This is a genomic window from Paracidovorax valerianellae (assembly GCF_900102625.1).
Classification (GTDB): Bacteria; Pseudomonadota; Gammaproteobacteria; order Burkholderiales; family Burkholderiaceae_C; genus Paracidovorax; species Paracidovorax valerianellae.
On record NZ_FMZC01000006.1, the window covers coordinates 130,725 to 144,021 of the forward strand.

15 protein-coding genes are annotated in these 13,297 nt (G+C 62.3%); 9 read left to right on the forward strand and 6 right to left on the reverse strand.

Features of this window, described 5'->3' with window-relative positions:
* Positions 1-51: 51 nt before the first annotated feature.
* Positions 52-1,839, reverse strand: coding sequence for an acetolactate synthase 3 catalytic subunit (locus BLT03_RS11790; protein ID WP_092743829.1), 1,788 nt, complete (start codon positions 1,837-1,839; stop codon positions 52-54).
* A gap of 282 nt (positions 1,840-2,121) precedes the next feature.
* Between BLT03_RS11790 and BLT03_RS11795 the strand changes: the two genes are divergently transcribed.
* From BLT03_RS11795 to BLT03_RS11820, 6 genes are read left to right on the forward strand one after another with little or no spacing between them, the layout of a single operon-like run.
* Positions 2,122-2,691 carry an RNA polymerase sigma factor gene (locus tag BLT03_RS11795; protein WP_092743831.1) on the forward strand — a complete coding sequence of 190 codons (570 nt, stop codon included), beginning with the start codon at positions 2,122-2,124 and terminating at the stop codon, positions 2,689-2,691.
* Positions 2,688-3,134, forward strand: a complete 447-nt coding sequence (locus tag BLT03_RS11800; protein ID WP_092743833.1) for a DUF3619 family protein — start codon at positions 2,688-2,690, stop codon at positions 3,132-3,134. The genes BLT03_RS11795 and BLT03_RS11800 overlap by 4 nt, the downstream gene beginning before the upstream one ends.
* A gap of 15 nt (positions 3,135-3,149) precedes the next feature.
* Positions 3,150-4,016 (forward strand): DUF3106 domain-containing protein, encoded by an 867-nt coding sequence (locus BLT03_RS11805; protein WP_092743834.1) that lies wholly within the window; start codon positions 3,150-3,152, stop codon positions 4,014-4,016.
* Between the two features lie 34 nt (positions 4,017-4,050).
* The gene (locus tag BLT03_RS11810; RefSeq protein WP_092743836.1) at positions 4,051-4,569 is read left to right on the forward strand and encodes an RDD family protein; all 519 of its coding nucleotides are present in this window, start codon (positions 4,051-4,053) and stop codon (positions 4,567-4,569) included.
* Positions 4,570-4,625: 56 nt separating this feature from the next.
* Positions 4,626-5,021 (forward strand): diacylglycerol kinase, encoded by a 396-nt coding sequence (locus tag BLT03_RS11815; RefSeq protein ID WP_092743838.1) that lies wholly within the window; start codon positions 4,626-4,628, stop codon positions 5,019-5,021.
* Positions 5,014-5,607 carry an LOG family protein gene (locus BLT03_RS11820; RefSeq protein WP_092743840.1) on the forward strand — a complete coding sequence of 198 codons (594 nt, stop codon included), beginning with the start codon at positions 5,014-5,016 and terminating at the stop codon, positions 5,605-5,607. Before BLT03_RS11815 ends, BLT03_RS11820 begins: the two co-directional genes overlap by 8 nt.
* A gap of 55 nt (positions 5,608-5,662) precedes the next feature.
* On the opposite strand, the gene BLT03_RS11825 is transcribed toward BLT03_RS11820, so the two are convergent.
* Positions 5,663-6,001 carry a P-II family nitrogen regulator gene (locus BLT03_RS11825; RefSeq protein ID WP_092743842.1) on the reverse strand — a complete coding sequence of 113 codons (339 nt, stop codon included), beginning with the start codon at positions 5,999-6,001 and terminating at the stop codon, positions 5,663-5,665.
* Positions 6,002-6,064: 63 nt separating this feature from the next.
* On the reverse strand, positions 6,065-7,720 hold the full coding sequence (locus BLT03_RS11830) for an NAD+ synthase (protein ID WP_092743844.1): 1,656 nt from the start codon (positions 7,718-7,720) through the stop codon (positions 6,065-6,067).
* Positions 7,721-7,995: 275 nt separating this feature from the next.
* Here BLT03_RS11830 and BLT03_RS11835 point away from each other — a divergent pair, with 275 nt between their 5' ends.
* Positions 7,996-9,363, forward strand: coding sequence for a GNAT family N-acetyltransferase (locus BLT03_RS11835; RefSeq protein WP_092744010.1), 1,368 nt, complete (start codon positions 7,996-7,998; stop codon positions 9,361-9,363).
* Positions 9,364-9,529: 166 nt separating this feature from the next.
* Here BLT03_RS11835 and BLT03_RS11840 read toward each other — a convergent pair whose 3' ends face one another.
* The 3 genes from BLT03_RS11840 to BLT03_RS11850 form a co-directional block, all read right to left on the reverse strand.
* A complete protein-coding gene (locus tag BLT03_RS11840; protein WP_092743846.1) occupies positions 9,530-10,039 on the reverse strand; it encodes a chemotaxis protein CheW in 510 nt (169 codons plus the stop codon).
* A gap of 177 nt (positions 10,040-10,216) precedes the next feature.
* Positions 10,217-10,858, reverse strand: a complete 642-nt coding sequence (locus BLT03_RS11845; RefSeq protein WP_092743848.1) for a 3-oxoacid CoA-transferase subunit B — start codon at positions 10,856-10,858, stop codon at positions 10,217-10,219.
* A gap of 1 nt (position 10,859) precedes the next feature.
* Positions 10,860-11,672, reverse strand: a complete 813-nt coding sequence (locus BLT03_RS11850; protein ID WP_092743850.1) for a CoA transferase subunit A — start codon at positions 11,670-11,672, stop codon at positions 10,860-10,862.
* Positions 11,673-11,751: 79 nt separating this feature from the next.
* On the opposite strand from BLT03_RS11850, the gene BLT03_RS11855 reads away from it, so the two are divergent.
* Positions 11,752-12,297 carry a PAS and helix-turn-helix domain-containing protein gene (locus tag BLT03_RS11855; protein ID WP_092743852.1) on the forward strand — a complete coding sequence of 182 codons (546 nt, stop codon included), beginning with the start codon at positions 11,752-11,754 and terminating at the stop codon, positions 12,295-12,297.
* A gap of 225 nt (positions 12,298-12,522) precedes the next feature.
* Positions 12,523-13,230 (forward strand): hypothetical protein, encoded by a 708-nt coding sequence (locus tag BLT03_RS11860; RefSeq protein ID WP_281243293.1) that lies wholly within the window; start codon positions 12,523-12,525, stop codon positions 13,228-13,230.
* Positions 13,231-13,297 lie beyond the last annotated feature (67 nt).

Genomic DNA, 13,297 nt, shown 5'->3' on the forward strand with positions numbered 1-13,297 from the left:
CGAATAGATAGCAGAAAACGCTTGATAGTAAAGCGCTGCGTGCAGATCTGCTTAAAGGTCTTCAGACCCCAAAAGCATTTCCGTAATGCCTTTACCAGACTGCACCATCGGAAAGACGTTTTCCGTGGGATCGGTCCGGAAGTCCATGAAAACCGTGCGGTCCTTGAGTTTGCGTGCTTCGCGCAGGGCAGGCTCCACATCTTCAGGGCGCTCGATCAGCAGACCCACATGGCCATAGGCTTCTGCCAACTTGACGAAATTGGGCAAGGCGTCCATGTAGCTGTGGCTGTAGCGTCCGGAATATTCAATCTCCTGCCACTGCCGCACCATGCCGAGGTAGCGGTTGTTCAACGCGCAGATTTTGATCGGCGTGTTGTATTGCAGGCAAGTCGAGAGCTCTTGAATGTTCATCTGCACCGAGCCTTCGCCCGTGATGCAAAACACCTCCGAGTCAGGCTTGGCCAACTTGATGCCCATGGCGTAAGGAATTCCCACGCCCATCGTGCCCAGCCCGCCGGAGTTGATCCAGCGGCGAGGCTCGTCGAAACGGTAGTACTGAGCGGCCCACATCTGGTGCTGCCCCACGTCAGAGGTGACGTAGGTGTCAGCATCCTTCGTCATGTTCCACAAGGTTTCGACAACGTATTGCGGCTTGATCACCTCGGAGTTGCTGCGGTCGTATTTGAGGCAGTCGCGCTTGCGCCAGCCTTCGATCGTGTCCCACCATGCAGCCAGAGCACCCGCATCGGCCCGGGTGCTGGATTCGCTGACCATGTTGATCAACTCAGTGAGCACGTCCTTGACGTCCCCGACGATAGGAATGTCGACCTTGACGCGCTTGGAAATGCTCGACGGATCGATGTCGATGTGAATGATCTTGCGGTCGTTCTGGGCAAAGTGCTTCACGTTGCCGATGACGCGATCATCGAAGCGCGCACCCACGGCCAGCAGCACATCGCAGTTCTGCATGGCATTGTTGGCTTCGATCGTGCCATGCATGCCCAGCATGCCCAGAAACTTGCGGTCGCTGGCAGGGTAAGCACCCAAGCCCATTAACGTGTTGGTGACCGGATAACCCAGCATGTCCACCAACGTGCGCAATTCTTGCGTGGCGTTGCCCAACAGCACGCCGCCGCCCGTATAAATGTAGGGCCGCTTGGCCGTCAACAGCAGTTGCAGGGCTTTGCGAATCTGACCGCCGTGGCCCTTGCGCACCGGGTTGTAGGAGCGCATTTCGACGCTCTGCGGATAACCGCTGTAAACCACCTTCTTGAAGGACACATCCTTCGGAATATCGACCACCACAGGGCCGGGCCGGCCAGTCCTGGCAATGTGAAAGGCCTTTTTCATCGTCATGGCCAGATCGCGGGCATCTTTGACGAGAAAATTGTGTTTCACGATGGGCCGAGTGATACCCACGGTATCGCATTCCTGGAACGCATCCAGCCCGATGGCGTGCGTGGGCACCTGGCCCGAAATGATGACCATGGGGATGGAGTCCATATAAGCCGTCGCAATGCCGGTCACGGCATTGGTCAACCCAGGGCCTGAAGTGACGAGGGCCACGCCGACCTCGCCCGTCGCGCGGGCATAGCCATCGGCGGCGTGTACTGCGGCCTGCTCATGGCGCACCAGCACGTGCTGAATGGTCTCTTGCTTGTAGAGCGCGTCGTAGATGTAGAGAACCGCGCCGCCCGGATAGCCCCAGATGAATTGCACGCCTTCGGCCTGCAGAGACTTGATGAGGATTTCGGATCCCATGAGATCCTGAGAGGCGGAATGCGAATGGCCCTGCGAGGCAGCGGCCGCCGAAGTGATTTCGGCTTTGGAGATTTCCATGATCAACCTTTGCGAATTTCTCTGACGAAAAACCTTGGGTGCCCCTCATGCGCGCTCTTGTGGAGCCGACTTGGAACTTGAGGCTTCGGACATGGGCGAGATGATTGCTGCGCCGGACCGAGACCCGTTTGCCTTTTGAATTGCAACGCGGATTATGGCACTGCAACATGCATATCGGCCATCGATCGCTGAAAAGATTTGGAATCGATGCGATAAACTCAGCGCTCCCACGCGCCGGTGCTGTCACCAGCGGATAACGCCCCACGAGCGGGCAACTTTCTCTTGGCTACTGAACAAGAACTCTCCAATTTCCTCAAAGGCGTAGAAAAACGGGCGTACAAACGCTCGCTTTATCACGTGCGAAACGAGGAATCGGCACTGGACATTGTTCAGGACAGCATGCTCAAACTGGCCGAGCATTACGGCGACAAGCCTTTGGCTGAGTTGCCCATGCTGTTTCAGCGAATTTTGTCGAACTGCACGCTGGACTGGTTTCGGCGGCAGAAAACGCGAAATGCCCTGTTTTCCAGCATGAGCGATTTCGAAGGGCCCGGCGAAGATGGCGCGGACTTCGACCTGCTGGAAGCTTATTCAGGGCCGGAAGGTGGAGAAACCGCACAGAGCGCAGAAGATCTGACACGGCGTGCCCAGGTCTTTCACAATATCGAGGCAGAAATTCAAGAGTTGCCAGGCCGTCAACGGGAGGCGTTTTTGATGCGTTACTGGGAAGAGATGGATGTTGCGGAAACAGCGGCCGCTATGGGCTGCTCAGAGGGCAGCGTCAAAACGCACTGTTTTCGTGCCATCCAGACCCTCAGCAAAGCACTGAAGGCGAAAGGAATCGAACTATGAATCACCAGTCTTTGACCCATCCTGCGGAAGTGGCAGCCGAGCGTTTTGCGCGCCGCGTCGCCACGCGCCTCAACGATGGAACCGCCGACCTCCCCTACGAGATTTCCGAGCGGCTTCGTGCGGCCCGGGTACAGGCACTCTCGAAGCGCAAGGTGGTTGCGCCCGTCAGGCAGACGGCGCCTGCTGTGCTGACCTCGGGCAACAGTGCCGTGTTGGGCTGGGGCGGTGCAGGCGGCAGCTGGTGGCGAGCGCTGGTATCGGCGGTGCCGATTACCGCTTTGCTGGTCGGCCTGGTGGTGATCAACGTCGCGCAGGATGAAAAAGGCGTGAACGAAGTGGCTGAGGTCGATGCCGCCTTGCTGACCGATGACCTTCCGCCCTCCGCCTACGCCGATCCGGGATTCCTTCAATTCCTCAAGACGTCCGCCAACCAAAATCACTGACCGACCGCCGACTGCATGCCCACCAGCCCTTTGGATGCCCCCCGCCTGATGCCAGCCGCCGTGCTGGCTTTTGCGTTGCTGGGCGCGCTCGTTTTTGGTGGCTGGCAAGCATGGACGCAGGTCGGCATGGCCCCCGTGGCGCCGCTGCCGGCCGAGGCGCTGGCCAGCAAACACACGGCCCGCGGGCCAGAGGTGCGGGTGCAAGACCCCGATAGCGCGGGCTCTGGACCCACGTGGCAAACATTGACAGCGGCCCAGAAAGAAGCGCTCCATCCCTTGGCCGCGCGTTGGACCATGCTCAGTGAAGCTCAAAAACGGCGTTGGATCACTTTGTCGGCCAGCTTTCCTACCTTGTCGCCGCAAGAGCGTGAAAAGATGCTGGGCCGAATGGCCGACTGGGCCAATCTGAGCCTGCAGCAACGCAGCCAGGCACGGCTCAACTACGCAGCCACCAAGAAATTGTCCGTGGACGACAAGTGGGCCCAGTGGGAAGCGTACCAAGCCCTTCCCACCGAAGAAAAGAAACAACTGGCTGCCCGTGCGGCGCCCCGCCCCGCCGGAGCCGCTACGGCCATCAAACCCGTGCCCGCCCGCAAACTGGCACGCGTGCCAGCAGCGACGGTCGCCAATGCGAACCGCCCCAATCCGCCCAAGATTCCGCCAGTGAGTGAGTTTCACCCCACGCAGGCGTTGCCCGTATCCGTGCCAGCGACCGGCACGGCAGTGGCCGTGGAAACGGCACCAGTCGCCGTACCCATCGCCGTTCCTGCTCCGTTGGCGCCACTGAATATGGTTGAACCTGCGCCTGAAGCGCCAGCCGCTACGCCACCGACACCGGCAACAACACCTACTGACAACGGCCCGATCCATCCGCCGCAGTAACCGCGCCATGTCTGCATCAACGCCCCAAAGCGCCATGGCCAGCCATGAACTCCAGTCCTCGACGATGAACGGCATCACGCCGTCACTGCGGCGCCGCATGGCTTGCTGGCTTTACGAAGGCATGCTGATGTTCGGCGTGGTTTTCATTGCCGGCTACCTTTTCGGTACGCTCAGCCAGACCCGCAACGCGCTGGACAACCGCCACGCGCTTCAAGCGTTTCTCTTCGTGATTTTCGGAATTTACTTTGTTTGGTTCTGGGCCAAAGGGCAGACGCTGGCGATGAAAACCTGGCATATCCGCGTGGTGGACCGCGCGGGCAAACCCATCACCCAGACCCGGGCGCTGGGCCGTTACGCATTGAGTTGGCTTTGGTTTTTGCCACCTCTGGCAGCGATCGCCCCTTTTCAGTTGTCCGGCAGTGAATCGGCAGTGATCGTGCTGGGGTGGGTGGTTGTCTGGGCATTGCTGAGCCGGTTTCAGCCGGAGCGGCAGTTCTGGCACGACATCTGGGCCGGCACGCGGCTCGTGCATTTCGAGCACGCCAAAAAGTAATCTGCGCAACCGTGCGCAGTGCGACTTGCCGTCGAGCCCGGCGAAAATGCTGATCTATGTCCGCCCCTTTCACGCCCCATCCCCACAAAGCCCGCACCGGCCTGCATCGCATCTGGCACGCAGGGCAGTATTCGATACAGGGCTTGCGAGCGGGCTGGGCTGAGAAAGCCTTTCGCCTCGAAGCATGCATGGCCCTCGTGTTGCTGCCCTCCTCCTTATGGCTGGGCGGAGGTTGGGTAGAGGTCGCGCTGCTCGCTGGCACGGTGATGCTGGTTTTGATCACCGAGCTGCTGAACTCGGGGATCGAGGCGGCGATCGATCGCATCGGGCCGGAGTTGCACGAACTGTCCAAGCGCGCAAAGGACATGGGCAGTGCCGCCGTCTTGTTGAGTTTGCTGCTGTGTTCAGGCGTCTGGGCCGCAGCGTTGTTTCAGAGGTTTTTTCATGGCTGATCCGTCCTTCTCCTTTTGCGTTTATCTGGGTTCGCGTCCTGGCGAAAACCCGCTGTTCGCCGAATCGGCCATCGCCACCGGTGAATGGATCGGCCGGCACGGCGGCCAATTGGTCTATGGCGGCGGACGCAGCGGTCTGATGGGAACCGTGGCCGAGGCCACGCGGCGCGCCGGTGGCCGGGTGGTGGGCGTCATTCCGCAGGCATTGGTGGACAAGGAATTGGCGAATCGCGACTGCGATGAGTTGCACATCGTCGAGACGATGCACGAGCGCAAAGCCATGATGGCCGAACGCAGCAATGCCTTTCTGGCCTTGCCCGGTGGCATCGGAACATTCGAAGAGCTGTTCGAAGTCTGGACGTGGCGCCAGCTCGGCTATCACGACAAACCCATCGGCCTGCTGAATGTCGACGGCTACTACGACGGCCTGCTGGCCTTCCTGCAAACCAGTGTTGCGAGCGGCCTGATGAGCGACTGGCAGATGGGACTGCTGACCGCCTCCGCCGATCTGGACCAATTGCTTCAGTCCGTGGTGGAAGCCGCGGGCACGCCAACAGGGCAGGTTCCGCTGCGTGCGGTAATCTGAGCGTTCAAGGGAAACGCCGACGGCAAGGTCGGCTCCGCTCAGTCAGCGTGCGATGTCAGACGGCCGCTTCGTCCAGGTCGCCTGTGCGGATGCGCACCACGCGTTCCACAGCGGTCACGAAAATCTTGCCGTCACCGATCTTGCCCGTGCGCGCCACGTTCACGATGGCGTCCACGCAGCGGTCCACGTCGTCGGTCTTCACGACGACTTCCACTTTCACCTTGGGCAGAAAATCGACGACGTATTCGGCGCCGCGGTAGAGCTCGGTGTGCCCCTTCTGACGGCCAAAACCCTTGACCTCGGTGACGGTGAGGCCCGTGACGCCGCACTCGGCCAGGGCTTCGCGGACCTCTTCGAGCTTGAATGGCTTGATGACGGCGGTGATCATTTTCATGGCAGAAACTCCTGGGAAAGGTGAAATGCGGGGGCGCGGCGCAGCCGGGTCGGCGTCGATCGATCAGGCCCGGAAACGGCTGGTGATGGGGTAGCGCCAGTCCTTGCCGAAGCTGCGGCGGGTGATGCGGATGCCGACCGGGGCCTGGCGGCGTTTGTATTCGTTGAGCTTGATCAGGCGCGTCACGCGCTCGACATCGGCCCGGTCATAGCCGGCATCCACGATGGCATCGATCGGTTCGTCGTTTTCCATGTACCGCGCGACGATGGCGTCGAGAACCTCGTAAGGCGGCAGGCTGTCCTGGTCTTTCTGGTCGGGACGCAACTCGGCGCTCGGCGGGCGCGTGATGATGCGCTCGGGAATGGGCTGTGCACCGGTCCCGAAGGGATCGTTTTCGTTGCGCCAGCGCGCCAGCGAAAACACCGCCGTCTTGGCCACGTCCTTGATGACGGCGAAGCCGCCGGCCATGTCTCCGTAAAGCGTGCAGTAGCCGGTCGCCATCTCGCTTTTGTTGCCGGTGGTGAGCACCACCGAGCCGAACTTGTTGGACAGCGCCATGAGCAAGGTGCCGCGGATGCGGGCCTGCAGGTTCTCTTCGGTGGTGTCTTCGGGCAGCCCGGCAAACTCACTGGCAAGCGCGGCCTTGAAGGCCTCGAATTGCGGGGCTATGGAAATCTCGTCATACCTCACGCCCAGCCGCTCGGCCATCTCGCGCGCATCGATCCAGCTGATGTCTGCGGTGTAGGGGGACGGCATCATCACGGCGCGCACCTTGTCCGCGCCCAGCGCATCCACGGCGATGGCCAACACGAGCGCCGAATCGATCCCGCCCGACAACCCGAGCAGCGCGCCGGGAAAGCCGTTCTTGCCGACGTAGTCGCGCACGCCCAGCACCAGCGCGCTCCACAGATCCGATTCCAGCGATGGGAGCGGCGCGACGTCCGCACTCAGCGCCAAGGCCCCTTCCGCCAACTCGGCGCGGATCGAAAAGCGGTGTTCTTCAAAACCAGGCGCCCGGCCCGCCACGAAGCCGCTGGCCTGCAGTGCGAACGAACGCCCCTCGAAGACGACCTCGTCCTGCCCACCGACCAGGTGCGCATAGACCAGCGGCAGACCGGTTTCGGCCACGCGCTCGCGCATGATCTGCTCGCGCTCAGCACTTTTTCCCAGGTGAAACGGTGAGGCGTTGATGGTGGCCAGCAGCTGCGCGCCGGCTTCGGCAGCCCGGCGTGCGGGGCCTTCGAACCAGGCGTCTTCGCAAATCAGCAGCCCGATGCGAAGGCCATCCACTTCGAAGATGCAGGTGCCGCTGCCGGGCAGGAAGTAGCGGCGCTCGTCGAACACGTCGTAGTTGGGCAGTTCCTGCTTGGCATAGGTCTGCTCGATCACGCCATTGCGCAGCACGCTGGCCGCGTTGTGGCTGAGGCCGCCGCCAGCGTCTTCCGATGTGCGCTGCGGATGGCCGACCACGATGGCCAGCCCTTCCAGAGGTGCCGTCTCGCGCGCCACCAGCGCCAGAGCGTCTTCGCAGCCGGACAGGAATGCGGGGCGAAGGTAGAGGTCTTCGGCGGCATAGCCGCACAGTGCCAATTCGGGCGTGAGCAGCAGGCGAGCGCCTGCGGCATGGGCTTGCTGGGCGCAGGCGATGATCTTGCGGGCATTGCCCTGCAGATCGCCCACCACAAAATTAAGCTGGGCGACGCTGATGACGAGTGGCATACGGGGATGGAAAAAGGACTCGGACGATTATGTCACCCGCATTCCACCCGGGCACTGCCCAGGCATGGAAGCCCCGGGTTATCCCCGTTTGCCTTGGAAAACCTTGTGGATAAGTCGTGGTTCGGTCTGTAAGGTTTGCGCAAGTCGTTGTCAGCGCTTGGGAAATATCGCCGTGCTGCCTATTTAAGCAACCACGCACCACTCAACCGCCCTTCCCTTCGCAAGGTACGGGCGCCATATCCGGCAGACGGCGCCCGTCTCCGCTTTCGGCCATGATGGCGACTGCTCTCTACCTGCCGCACTCCACCTTGCCTACACCCGACGACATCGCTTACGTTCTTCGCCTGCACCCTTCACCGGCTGAAGTGGATGCGAAGGCCTGGGACGCGTTGCTGGAATCCCAGCCGCACGCCACGCCCTTCATGCGCCACGCCTATCTGGCGGCGCTGCACACCAGTGAAAGCGCCGTGCCGGACACCGGATGGACCCCCGTGTTCTGCACCCTCTGGCGCGGCGAGGCACTGCACGGCGCCTGCGCGGTGTATGTAAAGCCGCATTCGTATGGCGAATACGTGTTCGACCAAGGCTGGGCAGGCGCCTATGCCCGCCACGGCATGGAGTACTACCCCAAGGCCGTGGTGGCCGTGCCCTTCACCCCGGTGCCGGGAGCACGGCTGCTGGCAGTGGATGCCGCATCGCGGCAGGCGCTGGTGCAAGCACTGGTGCAGTGGTGCGAAGAAACCGGCCTGTCGTCACTGCATCTGCTGTTCACCGCCCCGCAGGATGTGGATGCAGCGCAGGCTGCAGGCTTGATGCTGCGGCACACCGTCCAGTTTCATTGGAAGAACGAAGCCCCCGTGCCCGGCAATCAGGCCGTTTCGCCGACGCCGACGCCTTCGCAGACGGTGGCGGATACCGCGCCAGACAGCACTTCCGAAGCTGAATCAAGCGCATCAGCAGAATCGGATTCGCCGCCGCCCCAGCCGGCACAGCGGTTCGAGTCCTTCGACCATTTCCTGGCCAGCCTGTCGCAGGACAAGCGCAAGAAAATCCGGCAGGAGCGACGCCGGGTGGCCGATGCCGGAGTGACGTTTCGCTGGGTTCGCGGGACTAGCATCACGGAAGCCGACTGGGATTTTTTCTACCGCTGCTATGCGCGCACCTACCGCGAGCACGGCAACCCGCCCTACCTCACCCGAGACTTCTTCCACCGCATGGCGGCCGACATGCCCGATGCCTGGGTGCTGTTCATCGCCGAGAAGGACGATCACCCCATTGCTAGCAGTTTGATAGCTGTCGGCGCAAGCAGCCCTAGGGCAGGAGGCCAAAAAGACGCTGAACTCGTGGCTTTCGGGCGCTATTGGGGTGCGCTGGAACGGGTGGACTGTCTGCACTTCGAAGCCTGCTACTACCAGCCGCTGCAGTGGTGCATCGAGCACGGCGTTCAGCGCTTCGAAGGCGGTGCTCAGGGCGAGCACAAGATGGCGCGGGCGCTGCTGCCCGTACAGGCCACGAGCGCGCATTGGCTGGCGCACCCTGCGTTCGCGGAGGCGGTGGATCGATTCCTGGAGCGGGAAGGCGAAGGCGTTGCGCAATACCTGGAAGAGTTGCAGTCCCGCAACCCGTTCAAGCCGCCGCAATAGCCATAACCTAGCCCTGCATGGATAGGGAAGCGGATGCAGATGCAGATGCGGAGGTATGACCTTTGGCCGGCACTGCCATCTCAGTCAAAAAGCCCTCCAGCGCAATAAACACTAGGGTGATTAGCTATAAAAAATATAGCAATCACTCCCAGTGCCCTTGGGCCGTTCAAGCCGCAGCCACGGACCGCATCAATCCCATTTCGGAGCTGCTGAGCAGGGACTCGATGTCCATGACGATGAGCATGCGCTCGCCGACGGTGGCGATGCCGGTGACGAAGGCCGAGTCCACCTCGCCCTGGAACTGCGGTGCGGGTCGGATGGATTCGGGGGGCAGCGGAACGACGTCGGCCACCGCATCGACGACGGCGCCCATCACGGTGCCGCCGACATTGAGAATGATCACGACCGTGAAGTCGGTGTATTCCGCCTGGGCGCAGCGCAGTTTCAGCCGCAGATCGACGATGGGAACGATCACCCCGCGCAGATCGATCACGCCCTTGATGAAGTCCGGCGCGTGGGCCATGCGGGTGGGTTGCTCGTAAGAGCGGATTTCCTGCACACGCAGGATGTCGATGCCGTATTCCTCCTGACCGAGGCGGAAGGTCAGGTATTCCGCTGCGTTGGCAGCAACGCCCGCAGCATTGCGGGAAGACGAGGAAGCGGGGGTCGACAGCATGTCAGGGTCCTTCACAGAGCGGAGATCGGCGCGGCAGACCCAGTCTGGCGCGCGCGACAAAGGGGCAGCATATCAGCCGACTTGTTACTTGTGCTCACACTTTCCCGATGCCACCGCGTCAATGAAGGCCATTGCTGTGCTAACCAGCTCCGCAATGGCCGACCCCTTCAAGGATTCTCAAGCGAGCAGCAGGGTCACGCCGGTCTTGGCCTGCAAGGCCTCGAACGTCACGCCAGGGGCAAGCTCCACGACCTGAAGGCCCTTGGGTGTCACGTCCATCACGGCGAGGTCGGTGATGATGCGGTCCACCACGCCGACGCCCGTCAAGGGCAGCGTGCATTCAGGCAGGATTTTCAGGTCTTCGGTGCCGTCCTTCTTGCGGGCCACGTGTTCCATGAGCACGATGACGCGCTTGACGCCCGCCACCAGGTCCATGGCGCCGCCCATGCCCTTGACCATCTTGCCGGGAATCATCCAGTTGGCCAGATCGCCCTTTTCGCTGACCTGCATGGCGCCCAGGATGGACAGGTTGACCTTGCCGCCCCGGATCATTGCAAACGACTGGTCGCTTCCGAAGATGGACGAGCCCTTGACGGTGGTGACGGTCTGCTTGCCGGCGTTGATGAGGTCGGCGTCCACCGCGTCTTCGGTGGGAAACGGGCCGATGCCCAGCATGCCGTTCTCGGACTGCAGCCACACTTCCTTGTCGCCCGTGAAGTTGGCCACCAGCGTGGGAATGCCGATTCCCAGGTTGACGTAGAAGCCGTCTTCGAGTTCTTGCGCCGCGCGCGCGGCCATCTGGTCTTGGGTCCAGGGCATCTCAGGCTCCTTCTTTCTTGTTGACGGGCACCGTGACCGTGGGCACGGTCTCGCTGGTCGCAGCGGCCTGGGCGATCACCGCCTGGGCTTCGACCTGGGCGGCGGCGGCATCGACGGGTGCCGCCGTGACGGTGCGCTTTTCGATGCGCTTTTCGGGGTTGGGGTTGTGCACGATGCGGTGCACGTAAATGCCGGGCAGGTGCACGTCGTCCGGAGCGATGTCGCCCGTCTCGACGACCTCTTCCACTTCCACGATGCAGACCTTGCCGGCCGTGGCGGCAGCGGGATTGAAGTTGCGTGCGGTCAGGCGGAACTGCAGGTTGCCGGACTTGTCGGCGCGCCAGGCTTTGACGAGCGACACGTCGGGCACCAGCGAGCGCTCCATCACATAGGTTTCGCCATCGAATTCGCGCAGTTCCTTGCCCTCGGCCACCATGGTGCCCACACCGGTCTTGGTAAAGAAGGCCGGAATGCCAGCGCCGCCCGCACGCAGCTTCTCGGCCAGCGTGCCTTGCGGCGTGAACTCGAGCTCCAGTTCGCCGGCCAGGTACTGGCGTTCGAACTCCTTGTTTTCGCCCACATAGGACGAGATCATTTTCTTGATCTGGCGCGTCTCCAGCAGCTTGCCGAGGCCGAAACCGTCCACGCCGGCGTTGTTGGAGATCACGGTCAGGCCCTTCGCGCCCGAATCGCGCAGGGCGTCGATCAAAGCCTCGGGAATGCCGCAGAGGCCAAAGCCCCCCACCGCCATGAGCTGACCATCGGCCACGACGCCCTGGAGCGCCTCGTCCGCGGAAGGAAATAACTTGTTCACACCTGTCTCCTGTCAATGATGGGATGGACCGCCGTACGATACTACGTACTTTGCTACGTAGTTCTCCCTAAATACTTCCATGGATGTAGCCGATTACCGCCTTGCTTTCGAAATGGCCCCGGTCGGGCTTGTCATCTCGCGCAACCGCACCATGGTGGATTGCAACCGCCATGTGTGCGAAATGTTCGGTGCCTCGCGCGAGGTGCTGATCGGCCAGTCCTTTCGCATTCTGTACCCCAGCGCCGATGAATACGAGCGCCTGGGCAAGCGCATGGAGCCCATCCTGAATGCGCGCGGCCACTACGCCGACAACCGCATCATGAAGCGCGCCAACGGCGAGGTTTTCTGGTGCCATGTGTCAGGCCGGGCGCTCAACCGCGAAGCGCCCCACGAGTCAGGCATCTGGAGCTTCGAAGACCTGAGCTCTCAGCGGCCCGTGAAGGCTGAACTGACCGGCCGCGAGCGCGAGGTGGCGGCACGCCTGCTGGAGGGCCTGACCTCCAAGGAGATCGGCCGGACCCTGGAGATCAGCCACCGCACGGTGGAGATCTACCGCGCACGGCTGATGCGCAAATACGGCGCATCGACGGCGGCCGACCTGGTGCAAAAGCTGATGGCGGGATGACCGTGGCGGCGCTCTGCCGTTAACACTTGCTTGCGCTTGCGCTCCCTGGGTGGGGTATCGCGGCTCGCGGGCGGAAGGTACCGTTTGCGCCTTCCGAATCCCACCGTTTCACACCTTATGGCCACCAGCTTTCAATCTTTTCGCACGGCAGCCGCCTTCGCGGCTTTTGCCGCTTTCAGCGCCGCTTCCCTGACCGCATGCGGCGGCGGTGGGGGCGGCGGCGATGTGACGACACCTCCCGGAACCTCGCCGACGCCAGCACCGGCTCCCGCACCTTCCAGCGGCACCAGCTCCGCAGCCTGCTACAACGCTGCGGATTTCAACGAAGGCACCGTGCTCGTCGAAGAAGGCATCACGAAGATGGACGGCCAACCCGACCTCGCCAGCACGAGCACGACGACGACCGGAGCCCGGCAGGACTTCGCAGGCGCGCGGCCGGTCATGTTCACGCCGCAGTCCACCGGCGCCCTGGGCAATAACCGGCAGTTCCGCGATCGCACAAGCACCAGCGAACTGGCCTATGGCGTGGTTTCTGACACCTCCACCCAGGTGCTGACGCAGGTCTACGATCCACCGGTGTCCACGCCGTTGGACATGCAGCCCGGCCAGGTCGTGAAACGGGACCACAAGAACCAGTTCACGATCGTTCCCAAGGCGGGCTCGGCGCCCAGTTCCTTCTCGGAAACCGTGGAAGACCAGTTCACGTACGTCGGCAGGGAGTCGTTGCAGACCGCCATGGGAAGCTTGAATGTCTGCAAATTCAACAACGACTTCGTCACGGTGGGACCGACCGGGCGGGCCGTGGCCAACATCCAGACCTGGGTGGTTGCAGAGGGTCCTTACCAGGGCCGCCTCGTCAAGATCGCGACGTCCAGCTCCAACGGCAGACCTTCGACTTACGAAGTGACGAAGATCACCTATACGCCCAAATAAGGCGCGCCGAGCCGGCGGCGGGGCCAAGGGTCGCGGGGCCGAAGCTCTGCAGACCTGCCCTCGCTGA

Bases quoted from the DNA above. Each gene is read 5' to 3' on its own strand.
- BLT03_RS11805 (WP_092743834.1), top strand. From the start codon at position 3,150: ATGCCCACCAGCCCTTTGGATGCCCCCCGCCTGATGCCAGCCGCCGTG.
- BLT03_RS11835 (WP_092744010.1), top strand. From the start codon at position 7,996: ATGGCGACTGCTCTCTACCTGCCGCACTCCACCTTGCCTACACCCGAC.
- BLT03_RS11810 (WP_092743836.1), top strand. From the start codon at position 4,051: ATGGCCAGCCATGAACTCCAGTCCTCGACGATGAACGGCATCACGCCG.
- BLT03_RS11855 (WP_092743852.1), top strand. From the start codon at position 11,752: ATGGATGTAGCCGATTACCGCCTTGCTTTCGAAATGGCCCCGGTCGGG.
- BLT03_RS11845 (WP_092743848.1), bottom strand. From the start codon at position 10,858: ATGCCCTGGACCCAAGACCAGATGGCCGCGCGCGCGGCGCAAGAACTC.
- BLT03_RS11840 (WP_092743846.1), bottom strand. From the start codon at position 10,039: ATGCTGTCGACCCCCGCTTCCTCGTCTTCCCGCAATGCTGCGGGCGTT.
- BLT03_RS11820 (WP_092743840.1), top strand. From the start codon at position 5,014: ATGGCTGATCCGTCCTTCTCCTTTTGCGTTTATCTGGGTTCGCGTCCT.
- BLT03_RS11815 (WP_092743838.1), top strand. From the start codon at position 4,626: ATGTCCGCCCCTTTCACGCCCCATCCCCACAAAGCCCGCACCGGCCTG.
- BLT03_RS11800 (WP_092743833.1), top strand. From the start codon at position 2,688: ATGAATCACCAGTCTTTGACCCATCCTGCGGAAGTGGCAGCCGAGCGT.
- BLT03_RS11790 (WP_092743829.1), bottom strand. From the start codon at position 1,839: ATGGAAATCTCCAAAGCCGAAATCACTTCGGCGGCCGCTGCCTCGCAG.
- BLT03_RS11830 (WP_092743844.1), bottom strand. From the start codon at position 7,720: ATGCCACTCGTCATCAGCGTCGCCCAGCTTAATTTTGTGGTGGGCGAT.
- BLT03_RS11825 (WP_092743842.1), bottom strand. From the start codon at position 6,001: ATGAAAATGATCACCGCCGTCATCAAGCCATTCAAGCTCGAAGAGGTC.